At 55.8% G+C, this 13,340-nt stretch carries 12 protein-coding genes, 2 tRNA genes and 3 pseudogenes; 5 read left to right on the top strand and 12 right to left on the bottom strand.

Annotated elements, in window-relative coordinates; translation table 11 throughout:
• Positions 1 to 5 precede the first annotated feature (5 nt).
• Complete coding sequence (gene cofH / locus ACFQL3_RS02040; RefSeq protein ID WP_377050927.1) at positions 6 to 1,367, top strand: 7,8-didemethyl-8-hydroxy-5-deazariboflavin synthase subunit CofH; 1,362 nt, start codon at positions 6 to 8, stop codon at positions 1,365 to 1,367.
• A gap of 19 nt (positions 1,368 to 1,386) precedes the next feature.
• Here cofH and ACFQL3_RS02035 read toward each other — a convergent pair whose 3' ends face one another.
• The 7 genes and pseudogenes from ACFQL3_RS02035 to ACFQL3_RS02005 form a co-directional block, all read right to left on the bottom strand.
• Positions 1,387 to 1,821: a macro domain-containing protein gene (locus ACFQL3_RS02035; protein ID WP_377051043.1), complete on the bottom strand. Its 435-nt coding sequence runs from the start codon at positions 1,819 to 1,821 to the stop codon at positions 1,387 to 1,389.
• Positions 1,822 to 1,978: 157 nt separating this feature from the next.
• Positions 1,979 to 2,052, bottom strand: a tRNA-Thr gene (locus ACFQL3_RS02030).
• 109 nt (positions 2,053 to 2,161) lie between these two features.
• Positions 2,162 to 2,704, bottom strand: coding sequence for an HIT family protein (locus ACFQL3_RS02025; RefSeq protein WP_377050925.1), 543 nt, complete (start codon positions 2,702 to 2,704; stop codon positions 2,162 to 2,164).
• 194 nt (positions 2,705 to 2,898) lie between these two features.
• Positions 2,899 to 2,973: transfer RNA gene (locus tag ACFQL3_RS02020), tRNA-Arg, on the bottom strand.
• 1,033 nt (positions 2,974 to 4,006) lie between these two features.
• Positions 4,007 to 5,229, bottom strand: a pseudogene (locus tag ACFQL3_RS02015) (IS701 family transposase).
• A gap of 290 nt (positions 5,230 to 5,519) precedes the next feature.
• The gene (gene hisE / locus ACFQL3_RS02010) at positions 5,520 to 5,849 is read right to left on the bottom strand and encodes a phosphoribosyl-ATP diphosphatase (RefSeq protein ID WP_377050923.1); all 330 of its coding nucleotides are present in this window, start codon (positions 5,847 to 5,849) and stop codon (positions 5,520 to 5,522) included.
• 72 nt (positions 5,850 to 5,921) lie between these two features.
• Positions 5,922 to 6,173 carry a winged helix-turn-helix domain-containing protein gene (locus ACFQL3_RS02005; protein WP_377050921.1) on the bottom strand — a complete coding sequence of 84 codons (252 nt, stop codon included), beginning with the start codon at positions 6,171 to 6,173 and terminating at the stop codon, positions 5,922 to 5,924.
• 149 nt (positions 6,174 to 6,322) lie between these two features.
• Here ACFQL3_RS02005 and ACFQL3_RS02000 point away from each other — a divergent pair, with 149 nt between their 5' ends.
• Complete coding sequence (locus ACFQL3_RS02000; protein WP_377050919.1) at positions 6,323 to 7,219, top strand: hypothetical protein; 897 nt, start codon at positions 6,323 to 6,325, stop codon at positions 7,217 to 7,219.
• A 207-nt stretch (positions 7,220 to 7,426) separates the two neighbouring features.
• Here ACFQL3_RS02000 and ACFQL3_RS01995 read toward each other — a convergent pair whose 3' ends face one another.
• Positions 7,427 to 8,731, bottom strand: coding sequence for an RNA-guided endonuclease TnpB family protein (locus tag ACFQL3_RS01995; protein ID WP_377050917.1), 1,305 nt, complete (start codon positions 8,729 to 8,731; stop codon positions 7,427 to 7,429).
• A gap of 44 nt (positions 8,732 to 8,775) precedes the next feature.
• Between ACFQL3_RS01995 and ACFQL3_RS01990 the strand changes: the two are divergent.
• Both ACFQL3_RS01990 and ACFQL3_RS01985 read left to right on the top strand, forming a co-directional pair.
• A pseudogene (locus ACFQL3_RS01990) lies at positions 8,776 to 8,915 on the top strand (IS200/IS605 family transposase); the annotation flags it as partial.
• Between the two features lie 133 nt (positions 8,916 to 9,048).
• Positions 9,049 to 9,499 (top strand): annotated as a pseudogene (locus ACFQL3_RS01985) (macro domain-containing protein).
• 196 nt (positions 9,500 to 9,695) lie between these two features.
• Here the strand turns inward: ACFQL3_RS01985 and ACFQL3_RS01980 are convergent.
• Positions 9,696 to 10,013, bottom strand: coding sequence for an RPA12/RPB9/RPC11 RNA polymerase family protein (locus ACFQL3_RS01980; RefSeq protein WP_377050915.1), 318 nt, complete (start codon positions 10,011 to 10,013; stop codon positions 9,696 to 9,698).
• Positions 10,014 to 10,208: 195 nt separating this feature from the next.
• Entirely contained in the window at positions 10,209 to 10,781 is a 573-nt protein-coding gene (locus ACFQL3_RS01975) for a cysteine hydrolase family protein (protein ID WP_377050913.1), read from the bottom strand.
• A gap of 161 nt (positions 10,782 to 10,942) precedes the next feature.
• Between ACFQL3_RS01975 and ACFQL3_RS01970 the strand changes: the two genes are divergently transcribed.
• A complete protein-coding gene (locus tag ACFQL3_RS01970; RefSeq protein ID WP_377050911.1) occupies positions 10,943 to 12,313 on the top strand; it encodes a nicotinate phosphoribosyltransferase in 1,371 nt (456 codons plus the stop codon).
• A 92-nt stretch (positions 12,314 to 12,405) separates the two neighbouring features.
• Here ACFQL3_RS01970 and ACFQL3_RS01965 read toward each other — a convergent pair whose 3' ends face one another.
• Both ACFQL3_RS01965 and ACFQL3_RS01960 read right to left on the bottom strand, forming a co-directional pair.
• A complete protein-coding gene (locus tag ACFQL3_RS01965) occupies positions 12,406 to 12,546 on the bottom strand; it encodes a DUF7557 family protein (RefSeq protein WP_377050909.1) in 141 nt (46 codons plus the stop codon).
• Positions 12,547 to 12,594: 48 nt separating this feature from the next.
• Complete coding sequence (locus ACFQL3_RS01960) at positions 12,595 to 13,275, bottom strand: IS6 family transposase (protein ID WP_377050907.1); 681 nt, start codon at positions 13,273 to 13,275, stop codon at positions 12,595 to 12,597.
• Positions 13,276 to 13,340: the final 65 nt, after the last annotated feature.

Genomic DNA, 13,340 nt, shown 5'->3' with positions numbered 1-13,340 from the left:
CTTCCGTGGCGAACGCACCCGAACAACGGACAAACATCCCGCGGCAGCGGTTCGATTTCACTCACCAGCCCGAGACGGATCAATCGTTCGAGAACGCGTTAGACAAGGCGAGAAGCGGCAAGCGACTGACTGTGGCCGACGGCGTCGAGCTGATGACCACAGGATCGGATCGACAGGGAATTGATCCGACGCGCAAGGAGGCTGTTCTCGAAGCGGCGGATCGTCGACGGGCGGAACAGGTCGGTGAGGAAGTCACGTTCGTCGCGAATCTCAACAATAACGTCACGACTGCTTGCAACACGGGCTGTCTCTTCTGTAATTTCAAGGACCGCTCCGAGCAGTTCCGAACATCCTATCAAGAGGGCCACGGTGGGTTCACGAAGACACCTACAGAATCGCGAGCTATCGTTCGTGAGGCCCTCGAAACGGGCATCTACGAGGTAACGTCCGTTTCAGGTCTGCATCCAGCGTTTGCACTCGACGATGAACATCGCGAAGTTCTCGATACGAGCGACCGCGGCGATCTGAACTACCGTCCTCCTAGCGAGTACGAGACGAATCCCAGCACCTACTGCGCCCAGATAGAAGCGATGGACGTCGGTGGCGTCCACGTGCATTCGATGACGCCAGAGGAAGCATATCACGCCCAGCGCGGGGCGGACTGGAGCTATCGAGAGGTTTATTTGCGGTTGAAGGAAGCTGGACTTGACTCCGTTCCGGGGACAGCTGCTGAAATCCTTGTCGACGAAGTGCGGTCGGTTATCTGTCCCGGGAAAATAAGTACCGACGAGTGGCTCGACGCGATGACCGCAGCAGCTGATGTTGGCCTGCCGATGACCTCGACAATCATGTACGGTCACGTCGAGAACGAGATGCATCGCGTTCTCCATCTTGAGCGGATTCGCAAACTCCAGGACTGGACCGGGAACATCACTGAATTCGTCCCGCTTTCGTTCGTGCATCAGGAAACGCCTCTCTACGACCGCGGCATGGTCTCAACTGGGGCCTCCGATGCCGAGGACGAACTGATGATCGCCGTCTCACGGCTGTTCCTCGACAATATCGACCACATCCAGTCGTCGTGGGTGAAGTTCGGGAATGCGAAGGGGCTAAAACTGCTCTCCTGCGGAGCAGACGACTTCATGGGGACGATCCTCTCCGAGGAGATAACCAAGCGGGCAGGCGGAGAATACGGCGAGTTCCGTTTGTTCCAGGACTACGTCGAGATGATCACTGCCATCGGTCGGATCCCAGTCGAACGGTCGACAGACTATCAGCAGTTCCGACGACTCGACCCCGACGATCCGCCAAACGGACCAACTCTCGGTCCTCAGGCAGATGGAACTCCGATGCTACCTCCTGCATGAACTCGTACGAGGAGGTACCTTACCAGTGCCCTTGAACAGCTCTAACTTCACGAGTGGCGTCCACAAGGCTCTCGAAATCACTCTCAGAATGGCAAATCACGCGGACATCGGCCAGAGATTGGGGATCAAACTGCTGGATTTCCCCACAGATGCACGTTGCCCCTGCTTCAAGATCGACTCCTCCGCCTCCACAGCCAAGGAGCGGAAGGACAAGAGATCGACATCCCAAGTGATCAGCCCGCTCTAGAACAGTCCGGGTCGTTGTTCGAATGCTGGCTTCTGTCGCTAGTCCAGCTCCTGAAACAGGGACTGCATGGAGAAGGTAGAGCGCAGGGAGATCATACGCCTGGGTTACGACGACATCACCAGCATCGAGAGGCTGCTCTCGCGTTACCTCTTCGACCATTGAGTCACCCACTCGATCTCGAAACGCACCCGAAACACCACACTCCATCCGACACTCGGGATCGGTAGTGTTCACCAGCCCATGGGCGGTCTGCCGAGTGATGTCGCCCTGGACAATATCATAGTACATACTGAATATTTGAGTCTACAACGTAAAGGGCGGGGGTGACTGGGTCTCTCGCGTTCTCATACCACACCGCTTCGAAAGCCGTGGGAGGGAGTCGAACCCTCGACTGGACGCTTACAAAGCGTCTGCTCTGGCCAACTGAGCTACCACGGCACAGTAGAAGCCAGAGCAAGAAACGCTTAATCAGTAGCGATATACGCTCGATGCCATCTCTATCGTGATTTCTCCTCACTACTGCCCCTGATGACCGAGAAGAGGCTAGTTAGCTGTCCACTCGAACTGCAGTCTCCCCGTCAACAGCTCGAGTATCATCGAGGCCCGCGAATGCAGTATGGAGGCGGTCGTACGTTTCCTCGACAGCCTGGACGATAACTTTGGTATTTCCGATGACAGGCATGAAGTTCGTATCTCCTTCCCAGCGAGGAAGGATATGGGTGTGCAAATGGTCACCAATCGACCCCCCGCTTCCCTCCCCAAGATTGAGCCCAGCGTTAAACCCATCGGGGTCGAACGCCTTTCTCATCGCTTCGAATGTCCGCGTCTTGAGCTGTGCATGACTGAGCAACACCACGTCTGAAAGCTCCTCGTACGCCCCTGTATGCGCTCGCGGAATGACCATGACGTGCCCTGGATTATAGGGGTAGTTGTTGAGCATGACGAACGCGTGGTCGTTTTCCGCGACGATCAGATGCTCCCGATCGTCGTCTCGCTCGGGGAATTCACAGAAGATACACTCGTCCACATCGGGGTTCTTATCCTCTCGCTCGATCCACTCGATCCGCCACGGAGCAAAAATCTCGTCCATACTAGGAGTTCCGCCATCACCGATTTACCTCCTGTGAAAGGCGACTGTCGATTCTCTCGATACTGAACTCGCCAAAACAACCCTCAATAAGAGTGTCACAAAACAGATGGCTTGCAGGCATACAGTCGACTCAGCCGTGCAACGCAAAGCTCCGAGTGGATCATTATAAATCGAACAGGACCACTGGTCCTCGACGGGCGGTGCAGGATTTGAACCCGCGACAATCTGGTCCGAAGCCAGATACTCTATCCAAACTGAGTTAACCGCCCGCAGATGACGATATCAAACTCAAATTGATAATACCGACGATGTACGGTCCTTCGTATACCACACAGATCACAGAATTACTGATATCGAACCAATTCGGAGGAGTTCGTTTTACTGAAATCCCCATTCAGAAGAGTTCCGAAATCCTTTCCCCAGACGGTTTATTAGACTCCTAGGTGCCTTTGGACGACACCATCCGAGACCGTGTTATCTTCTTGGGCGGGAAAGCAGCGGGTGTCGATTGTCCCAACTGCGAGTTCAGGAGTCGCGATGTCGAACTGGATATCGTCAGGCTCACGGATACCACCTGTCCGGAATGTGGAACAACGATTTTGACCGAAGATCAGCATGCACAGCTCCGGCAGGCTGGCAAGCTCTGAACCGCTACACCTAGAATCGAAGATCCTGAAACGTCCAGTCTGAGGGTAGATCTAGTTCGAGTTCTGTGATACGATCGCGGAGACGAGACTCAATAGAGCAATCCCAATCAAACGAGTACCCAGATTCCTCCCACCAACTCCAGTACCGGGGAACAGTCGGATCGTACCCAGTATCGGGGCCCACGAGACACTCGACGAGAAATCGCTCCTTTGTGACCGTCAAATCGGGCGTAAGCTGAACAGAGAACTCAATTGCATCCTCTGAGGAGTTTCTCTAGAAGGTCTGTAGCTGCCATCTGATCGGCATAAAACGCTAGTTCGAGCGCCGAGCGCACCCATCGAGGGTTATCCTCGACACTCCCTTGGAAATACGATGCGATAGAATGGGAGGGATGTCCGATACCCCATCCGTACGTCCACGCTTCTTGGCGAGCAAGGAAATACTCGGACGCACTCGAATAGGCACGGAGATATCGAAGTGCCGTACTTGGAACCGCCTCGACATCGTCCTGATATCGGGTTCGAATGACGAACCGCCCGACGCCGTTGACGAGAACGTGACTACAGGCGGGAACGCCAAACTGGTCACGCGGTGAATACGTTGCGAGCAGCTTGTCGTAGAACGCCCACCCATGCTGTAGCGCAGTTTTTTGACTCAGCTTTGCACGTTAGCGTCAGCTGTTGAGTGAACGAAGAGGTGGTCGATCTCTTCCATGAGGTCATCAACGCCTTGGTCATCGTTGTCCCGAACCCACGAGAGGAGGTTGTAGACGGCTTCTTTCAGGGAGTGTTCGAGGTTCGCTCGAAGCGATGACGCTTTCGAGCGAACCGTTCCCAAGGCGCTCGAGTCAGGATCAAGACGAACGAGACTGTAGGCGGCCATCAGAAGGTGCCAGTGCCGACTGGCACCTTCGTCGGTCTGCATCTCGCAGTCTCCTGGCCGAGATCCTGCTTCGAGTCCTCGAAGAACGTCTCGATGCGCCATCGCATTCCGTAGGAGCGAATCACGTGCTCGGTCGGTGCGTCGATTTTGTTCGTGGCGAGGTACTTGACCGGATTCTCTTCGTCTGCCTCGGTTTCTTTCTCGGCGATAACCAGCTTCACGTCTCCCAACTGGGAGACGGGAAGCTTCTTCGTCCAGATATGGTAGGTTTCCTCATCGACATCGCGCTCGACCGTGTCGATGCGCTCTGCCAGCGCATCGACGCGGAGTTCTTCGCCGGCGTAGGTCACCTTGCGATTGCTGCGGAGCGGGCCGATCCAGTCCTTGCCGTAGGATTCGATGTGTTCAGGAAGGCCAGAATCGTGAGCGAACCACGAGTCGAAGAGGTAGGTGTCCGCAGGCACACCTACCTCTTCTTCGAGTTCCGTGACGATCTCGCGGGCGAGATCGTACTTAGTGTCGTGGTCTTGGTCATTGTCGTCCTGTTGTTCGTAGAGGCGGAAGGTGAGGGGGTAGGCGGTTTTGTCGTCGGCGTAGAAGGCGTAGATGAGGTCTTGGCCCCAGACAGTGTCACCTTCAGCGTGATCGTAGAACCGGCCGACGCCGGGGACGTCGTCCCCGGCTTTCTCGGTGATCGTGTCGTCGAGGATGATGTAGCCATCCTTTGACCAGCGTGTTTCACCGTGTTTCTGGAGTTCCTCGAGACGTTCGTGGTTGAATTGCTGTTCGTCCCAGTCATACTCGGTGAGGAACTTGTTGAGAGCTCGTTTTCCGCTGGCTGGAAGAACTTCGCGTGCGATGCCCGCCACGGTCTTGTTGCTGGCCGCAACAAGACCTGTGGCGTAGGTTTTGGCGTGACGGCGTTGTGCTGGTGATAGCGAGTCGAACTCGTCGAACACGCGCGTACATGATAGGAAGTCCGTGATCGGCATCATCCGTCTTTGCCACCGCTTACGTCACGCTACCACTTCAACGTGCAAAGCTGAGTTTTTTGAGTAAGTTTGCGATCGGGCGATAGTACTGCCAGCGAAGTGACCGGAGATCCGATGATGAATTCGAGGTCGATGTGAGTGCTTCCTCGTACGTAGCAACGACTGTTCGCACCGAGTCCGGCTCCTCCGGCGTTGCATTGGTCACAACCTGATCAAGTTCGTCCATACTCACACTTTACCTATTAGAATGCGAGACGGGACTACGAAAAGTAACTCGCGGTTCTATGACCCACTTATCGACGGTGTTCGAGTTCGGCTCGAAGATCGTCGAGCGTGAGATCGTACATCGAGAGGAGTACTAACAGATGATAGACGAGATCAGCACTCCCGGCGGCAATCTCGTCGGTATTTTCGTCTTTGGCGGCCAAGACGAGTTCGGTCGTCTCTTCACCTAGCTTCTCGAGGACGGCGTTGTCTCCCTTCTCGTGGGTGAACAACGACGCCGTATAGGAACCGTCAGGAAGCGTCTCTTTTCGGTCCTCGATGATCGCAAACAGTTCGTCGAGTATGTCTTCGGTCACGAAAGCACCACCCTGGATACGAGTCTCATACTGAACGTGCATCACCGCGTTGCCAGAGATGTTTCGATATCCGCCTCATCAAAGACGTATCCAAGACGCAGTACCAGAAGGAATCTATTCCGCCCCAGTAGTATCCGACTCGGTGAGCCGATAGAGCCGCTGTCGTGCGTCTGCGAAGTAAATATCGTCCTCGACGACGCCGGCGGATTCGAGTTCGTTTAGTGCATAGCGTACCGTCCGTGGAGACAATAGAGATTTTTCTGCGATCTGTTTCTGGGTCAGTTCGCCGTTGTACTCGAGGACCTTGTAGACAAGCTTGGCACTCGGCGCCAGATCGGACACGCCCTCCGTGTCACAGGTCGACATATCGGACAGATCCATTTGGCGTAGGATGGCTGTTTGAAAATAGTCTGCGATACGTGGCCTTCCCTACGTGCGTTCGTTTTATCGGGAGGAGAGACTGATAGTTGAGAGGTAAGATTTTATCGCCTCCCCGAACGAGGGCTAACTGGATTGTGAGGAATTTGGACGAAGAGAAACTCTTCACGCATATCGACTCGGAACAGTTTATCGATCACTATGTCGACCGGTTCGTTCAGGATATCGAGACGGACCGTATCTCTACATACGAGTTTGACAAGATGCTTCTCGCGGAGGGCGGCGAAGGGAACATTCCTGGAGAAGTGATCTGGGGAGCTGTTCGTGATTTTTCGAAGCACATCGGGATGCTCTCTGATATCCCAGACGACGCCGAGGCAATACGAGACATACAGCGATATCTCCAGCACCTCAATGCGAATCCGAATGAACAGGCGGTCAGTGCCTTCTTCACATATCTCCAGGACAACTACGAGTCTATCACGACTATTTCTGAGAACGCGCTCATCGAAATCCCCGATCCGACCGCTCCGAAGATCGGTGACTACCCGGTTGTCGACGTGATTCTCTATGCGCATCCTGATGGAACAGTAATGAAAACGGTCGAAGCGACACTCTACAGCGCGAGTTTCTCCGTCGACGATCCGGATGCGGTGTTCGACCACGTTAGCCAAAAAATCCCGTCGAGAGACGTCGAGCAATACGCCGATGACGTCTATCAGGCGACCGTTGAGGAGTTCCGAACCCGACTGACGGCCAATCTGATCGATAATCTGGATCGAGAAACGCTCACCGAGGCGGGCTATACAGAACTAAAGGAAGAACCGATCCCCGAAGACGTGAATCGACTCCACGCGGGAAAGACTGCCAGCTACTGGCAGAAAGAGATCTGGAACGTCGACGGGATCGACGCTACAACGGGCTTTGCCCGAATATGGTTTCTCCCGGACGAAGAGGTCGGCGTCATTGGCCCATCCGCGGGTGATTTCGACACAGACACTGCGATCTCTCGAATAAAAGCCGAATTGCAGTAGTGACACCACTCAACCGACGGTCGATCAAGCGTAGAGAAACCAGATAATTTATAATGTATTTTATTTGCCTGGAGAGACGAGGAAGGGTATGTCCCCCTCAGAGCTAATCGAGCGGCTGAACGAACACACCCCAGAGGGCGTGACTATCCACGATCAGCGGCAAGTAAACAGCCTCGGGCACGGTGGCCCGAGGCTTTTGTAGTTCCCTCAGTCGTGCGCTAGCACTCCCTGCTCGGCAAGCGAGCGGGATGAGGTTGGGCGGCTTACGCGCCCCGACCCGGACAGACGCACCAACCGGACTTGCGGTTGGGTTTTGTGAGTCCGGTAATCCGAATCAGTCCCGTCGATTTTCGCCTTCTCGCGCCACGCGATGTTCACCGACGCATTCCGGTCGGCGTGGTCTTGCACCACGGCACACTCGTCATTCGCACACCGGAACCTGCGGCCTTTCCGAACCCCACGTTCACCACAGCACGAACACGTCTTCGAGTTGTAGTACGCATCCACCGTGTCCGTGGGTATCTCTCGCCAGATCGCCTTGTACGAGACGAACGTCTCGAACTTGTGGAACGGCAGTTTGTGCAACCGGCGGTTCATATACGACCCGTACTGCATCTCCTTGCGGATACCGCTCATATCCTCGAACACGATAACCGGGTTCGAGAACTGCGCTGCGAACTCCACAACAGCACGGGAAAGGCGATGGAGTACCCATTCGGCGAATCGTTCCTCTTTGTCGCCGAGTTTCCGATGAATGCTCGTCTTGCCGTGTTCTTGACAGCGAGTGGTGATCGTGTGGTAGCGTTGGCGTTCCTGCTTCACCCATCCGTAGCCGAGGACAAGTGTACCCTTCGTCCGCATCGTCTCGCGGTCGAGAGCGGTAAGCGCGACGTTGCGCTCGTTGATATCCACGCCAACCACAGTATCGGCAGTATCAGGTTCGGGCACGTCGAACTCGCGTGTGACCGTGACGTGTAGGTAGTACACGCCATCGCAGTACAGGAGTTCGGCCTGCCCCACATCCACCTCATCCGACGTGAGGGCGTCTTGAAGTTCGTCCATTGTGTCCGGTTCGCCGCGCAGGTGTCCGTTCACCTTTTTGTAGGGTTTCGGGCTGATGCGAAATCGGACGCGGTTCGTGTCGTCGGCCACGGTGAGGCGGTAGCCTTCCGTGTGCGCCAGCACGAGTGGGTACGCACCAGATTTGTCCGTACTCGGCGGCGTCGGTTTGCCGTCATCAGGGTCGTCTTGATTCTCCCACCACTCTTTAAGCGAATGGTAGGAGTCCCACGTCTGGAGGGCTTTGCCGACGACCGCGCACTTGTTGTTCCGCAAGAAGTCGTCGCGGTCAACCTCCCGTTGTATCTCGGTGCGATTGTACCCTTGCCGTTTGAGGCGGATGGTGTCGTTGAATATCTCGCGTGAGGCGAGGCGGGCATCGTGAAGCCACGACCGCTCACCAGACGTTATGTGGAGGCGCGTCTGGATGGTTTTCGTGGCTTCCTCACCCATACTTTGACGGTTGTTCCATACTATCATAAATATAGGGATTAGGGATGGAGGGATACCGCAGTCATGCGTATTCGATTAGTTCTGCAAGTATTACTTCGTGTGGTTCCCGAAGTACCGCCATTCGATTCTCGGCGTAGTGGAGGACGATGTGCGAGAGTTGTTCGCGGAGACTGCCGACCACTTTAGATGTCTTTGAGACGGACTCTTCGTGACGGAGAATCGAACGAAGCAGTCGCTAGCTCTCCGATCGATACTCTCTAATTCAGATGGACTTCCGCGTCCTCCAAGGCGACATTGCCTAACAAGAGGCGGACGCACTGGTGAACGCTGCGGTAACCTCGCGCAAGATGGGAAGTGGCGTTGCCGGCGCGTTTCTCGACGTAGCAAACGGGCCACTCGAACGCGACGCAGTCGCTCGTGGACCAGTCGAACTGGGAGACGTGATCGTCACGGACGCGTACGATCTCGATGCCGACTACGTGATCCACACAGCTGCGATGTCCCATTCAGGCCCGTACCCAATCGCAACTGCCGAGAGTATTCGCGAGGCCACGCAAAATTCCCTCGAAACGGCCGATGAACCCGGCTGCGAATCGCTGGTATAGCCATTGCTTGGCTGTGACTCCGGCGGGTTCCACACACGAAGGCGCATCCCTCATCTGCGACGAGATCCAAGCGTTCGAACCGACGACACTCGAAGACGTTCGTGTTATCGCCTACTCGGACCGAGAGCGAAACATCCTACGACAGCTTGTGAGCGACCAGTAGCACCCCTAGACGGGTCGACTGAGTGGTGTTTCAAACCTGTTCTCGTGGGTCCGCTACTCCAACGGAGGGAAGGTAGTATCAACAACTGATAGAAGGGGTGTGACCGATATAGAGGTCACATGCGGCACGGCTGCGTCTTTGTACTGAAGACGCTGAACCAGCCGCTCAGTAGCCACGGAGTTTGCGAGATGCGCCGTCAGGACTCGCGCCACTTGTGGCCGCACTCGACGCAGGTGAACAGCCGAACCTCGTAGGAGCCGCCCGGCTTCGGCATCATCTCGTAGTAGGCTTGGTCGCTGTCGCAGTCCTCGGCCGGACAGGGCTCCTGCATCGTCTCGGTGGCGTCCTGGGTCGCGTCGGCCACGGCGGGTGCTCCGTCGTCCCGCTGTCCATTCTGGGTCGTCATCGCCGCTTCTGTGTGAGAGTCTCGCGGCTCCTCGTTCTCACAGGAGCGACACACCCACGTGTCGCCCTCTGTGTGCATTATCGAACCACACTCATCACAGAACTGCATATAAATAGGAGTACACGGTTGTCGGATATATGTGTTAACTTTCGATCCGTCGTGGAGTTCAGGCAACTGCTCTTACTGAGTGTATCTCGGACGGCGTCAGAGAAATTCCACGTATTGGCAGTTGCATATCGGCGACGAGAACTCACACTTTCAGGCTTGAAGCTACACTGAGAGAAGTACGATATCAGACGTCCACTACTGGAATTCGATATCGACGCGGTCGGTAGTTTCGCCGAACAGCCAGTCGGCGTGCTCGACGGCGTACTCGCGGTGGTCCTCTTCGATGAAGCCGAGCGCATCCTGCACGACCACCGGTCGGTAATCGCGGAGCCCGGCACTCCCTCCCGTATGGAGGACACAGACGTTCGCGAGCGTCCCGCAGATCAGGAGGTCGTCGATACCATGCGTATCGAGATGCCCTTCGAGATCGGTCCGATAGAACGCGTCGTAGGTGTGCTTGACGACGACGTGGTCCTCGTCTCGCACGTCGAGGTCGTCGACGAGTTCCGCATCCCACGTCCCCTCGACGACGTGTTCACCCCAGCGTTCGAACTCGTCGTAGTAGTGGGCATCATCGAACTGTTCGGGCGGATGGACATCCCGGGTAAAGACGATCGATGCGCCAGCGTCGCGGCCTGCCTGGATGACCTCGTTCACAGGATCAATCGCCTCCTCGCTCGCCGGTGCATACAGACTGCCGTCAGGGTGACAGAACCCGTTCTGCATGTCCACCACGATAACCGCGGTGCTCTCTGGATCGTATGCCATACACGAACGATTCGACTCGTCAGAGAATGAACGTTGGGGCAAAGCTCGACAGACGATACGGTGGACGTTATTGGTCTATGATCAGATAATTAGAAACGCCTGACTCGAGGCACCGTAGCTCGTCGTTTTAACACGAAGTGGCCTATAGACGCTGGTGTACCATGACCCAAACGACCTTCGGCTATCTCACCCCAGAAAACGCACCGCTCTTTACAGACCTGTATGAGTTGCGGATGGCACAGACGTACTACAATCAGAACCACAATCCAAAGGCAACGTTCAGTCTGTTCTTCCGTGACTTACCGGAGAATCGCGGATACATGGTGGCAGCGGGGCTCGAACAGGCGATTCACTTCATTCAAAACATCTCGTTCGGTGACCGAGCGCTCGATTTCCTGGACCAACAGGGATTTGATTCGTCGTTCCTCTCACATCTTGAGTCACTCGAATTTTCGGGCGAAGTACGGGCACTCCCCGAGGGGACACCCGTCTTCGCAAACGAGCCAATGCTCGAGGTCACTGCACCGATCTTACAGGCGCAGTTGCTGGAAACGGTCCTAATCAACCAGATCGGCTTCCAGACACTTATCGCGACCAAAGCGAGTCGGATGCGCGACGTGATCGACCGACAGGGTGACGGCCAGCGGCTGGTCGACTTCGGCTCACGACGTTCCCACGGGACGGACGCGGGAATCAAGGCCGCACGAGCCGCGTATATCGGGGGATTCGCGGGGTCTTCGAATACCGCTGCTGGGGAGTTATTCGGCGTTCCAGTCTTCGGGACGATGGCACACTCGTGGGTCCAGAGCTTTGAGTCCGAGCGCGAGTCTTTCGAGACGTTCGTGGCCGAGCACGGCGCCGACAGCATCCTACTGATCGACACATACGACACAGTACGCGGTGCACAGCTCGCAGAAGACGTCGCAGACGACGCCGGCGTGGACGTGCGCGGCGTACGACTCGATTCCGGGGATCTACCCGCGCTCTCCCAGGAAGTCGACGAAGTGACCCCTGATCTCGACCAGTACATCTCCTCGGGTATCGACGAATACGCGATTCAGGAGTTTTTCGAACGCGACGGCGTTGGGGTCGGATTCGGTCCGGGGACGGCACTGGTCACGAGTACGGATTCGCCGAAAGTCGAAGGAGTCTACAAGCTCGTCGCAGTCCAACGCGACGGCGAGATGCGCCCGACGATGAAACTCTCGACGGGAAAGCTGACTTATCCCGGTGCGAAGAGCGTCCGGCGGATTGAGGAAGACGACGAGTACGTCCGCGATATCGTTGGACTCCGTGACGAGTCACTATCCGGTGAAGAACAGCTCGTGACCGTCATCGAGAACGGTAAACGAGTGACTGAGCTCCCTGATCTCGAGGAGATTCGCGAGACTGCACGAGATCGACGGCAACGGATTCCGGAGACAGTTCGACAAATCGAGAACCCCGAATCCTATACGGTCGAGATCAGCGACGGCCTGCAAAAAGAGACTGAAGAGTTACAGACAGAACTCGAACAAAGAATCAACGAGTAGTGCATCAGCAACATCGCCCCTAACCAGGAGTAACTTCGCCACTATGAGAGTCCATCAGTGGCTACGGACTAATTTTAATCTCAGCAGTACGATTATTCGGTCTTAAACAGCGTCAGCTCCTCAGTTTCGTAGATGTTGATGAGTTCGTTGATGATCTCGTCGTAGCTTTCGTCCTCGATGCGAAGTGCGTCGAGTCGCTCGATTGTTTCTTCATTGACTGAGATGTCGGGCATCATCTCTCCATAGTCGAGGATACGACAAAACCCTCTCGACGGCACTGTCTAGTTCTGGATGACCTCAGCTGGCGTTCGTCCATCGAGTGCTTGGTTGGGTCTCTCGTGGTTGTAGTGGTGTCTGAAGCGTCGTAACCACTGTTTCGCGCTGGATTGACTGCCCCTCCAGAAGGAGTGAAAGCGGTCGATTCGCATGGTCACAGTCTGGAACCATTTTTCGATGTGGTTCCGGATTCGGTAGTCGAGCCGACCGCTCAAATCGTGACGTGAGAGGGCAGTCAGATAGCCGCCAGCATCGACGAGAAACACTGAATCGGCGACATCGTGTTTCTGAGTGAGCCGATGCAGGAACGCCGCCGCGGGGTCAGTCCCGCGGCGGCTGAACAAGTCAACTTCGAGAAGCAGCTTTGATTCAGTGTCAACAGCGGCGTACAACCACTTCTTCTCGCCGTCAACCTCGATCTGTTTCTCATCGACCGCGACCCGCGACGGCGACGCCGTCGGCGGGTCGCTTTGTGTTTCAGATAGCCTATGAACCCAGTTCCAGACTGCACCGTGAGAGCGATCGACACCCAACAGCTCTAAGATAGCGACCATCTCCCTGATCGACAGCCCCGCCGTATGGAGACGCACCCCAAACCACCGGACGGGTGTCGGGGTGCGCTCATTCTCCCAAACGTCTTGACTGTCCATTTCCAACGTCTCTCTGAGCAGGTCTGCGAGTGACATGAGCACCTCTCGCTACGGCCTGCTCACTTCTCAATCCCTCAACTAGACAGTGCCCTCTCGACACA

The organism is Natronoarchaeum sp. GCM10025321, from assembly GCF_042663585.1.
Classification (GTDB): domain Archaea; phylum Halobacteriota; class Halobacteria; order Halobacteriales; family Natronoarchaeaceae; genus Natranaeroarchaeum.
The sequence above is the reverse complement of the archived record's forward strand: the minus strand, read 5'-3'. Positions and strand labels throughout refer to the sequence as shown.

What these genes read in the sequence shown, in the direction of transcription:
- ACFQL3_RS01980 (WP_377050915.1), bottom strand. Translation starts at nt 10,013, where the DNA reads ATGCAGTTCTGTGATGAGTGTGGTTCGATAATGCACACAGAGGGCGAC.
- ACFQL3_RS01965 (WP_377050909.1), bottom strand. Translation starts at nt 12,546, where the DNA reads ATGCCCGACATCTCAGTCAATGAAGAAACAATCGAGCGACTCGACGCA.
- ACFQL3_RS02005 (WP_377050921.1), bottom strand. Translation starts at nt 6,173, where the DNA reads ATGTCGACCTGTGACACGGAGGGCGTGTCCGATCTGGCGCCGAGTGCC.
- ACFQL3_RS01975 (WP_377050913.1), bottom strand. Translation starts at nt 10,781, where the DNA reads ATGGCATACGATCCAGAGAGCACCGCGGTTATCGTGGTGGACATGCAG.
- ACFQL3_RS02025 (WP_377050925.1), bottom strand. Translation starts at nt 2,704, where the DNA reads ATGGACGAGATTTTTGCTCCGTGGCGGATCGAGTGGATCGAGCGAGAG.
- ACFQL3_RS01970 (WP_377050911.1), top strand. Translation starts at nt 10,943, where the DNA reads ATGACCCAAACGACCTTCGGCTATCTCACCCCAGAAAACGCACCGCTC.
- ACFQL3_RS01995 (WP_377050917.1), bottom strand. Translation starts at nt 8,731, where the DNA reads ATGGGTGAGGAAGCCACGAAAACCATCCAGACGCGCCTCCACATAACG.
- hisE (WP_377050923.1), bottom strand. Translation starts at nt 5,849, where the DNA reads ATGCACGTTCAGTATGAGACTCGTATCCAGGGTGGTGCTTTCGTGACC.
- ACFQL3_RS01960 (WP_377050907.1), bottom strand. Translation starts at nt 13,275, where the DNA reads ATGTCACTCGCAGACCTGCTCAGAGAGACGTTGGAAATGGACAGTCAA.
- ACFQL3_RS02035 (WP_377051043.1), bottom strand. Translation starts at nt 1,821, where the DNA reads ATGGAGTGTGGTGTTTCGGGTGCGTTTCGAGATCGAGTGGGTGACTCA.